The sequence below is a fragment of the Paraburkholderia sp. SIMBA_053 genome, from assembly GCF_046534895.1.
In the GTDB taxonomy this organism is placed as follows: Bacteria; Pseudomonadota; Gammaproteobacteria; order Burkholderiales; family Burkholderiaceae; genus Paraburkholderia; species Paraburkholderia caledonica.
This window is the reverse complement of sequence record NZ_JAWRXU010000796.1, coordinates 1-267: the sequence shown is the minus strand read 5'-3', so window position 1 is coordinate 267 and position 267 is coordinate 1. Positions and strand designations below refer to the sequence as shown.

Genomic DNA, 267 nt, shown 5'->3' with positions numbered 1-267 from the left:
CTGGTCGCGCACGGCGGGGCGTTCGCCGGCGCCCGCCTCGACATCGGCACCCGCGTGCTGCTTGAAGTGCTCTGCCTCGGCGGTTCACAACTCCTCAAGAATGGGCTGATTCGGGTCGAAAACGGCGCGAACGGGTCGGAGAACGGTGGTTCTTCCGGAGCTGTGAACGGCGACCGCCCGAGCCGCGTGCTCGACCTCGGCTGCGGCACCGGCGCACTCGCCGTCTCGTACGCGCTCGCCCATCCCGGGCCGCAGGTCATCGCGACC

The 267-nt window shown here is 70.4% G+C and carries 1 pseudogene; it reads left to right on the top strand.

Annotated features, from left to right (window positions below):
- Positions 1–267, top strand: a pseudogene (locus tag SB753_RS37765) (hypothetical protein); the annotation flags it as partial.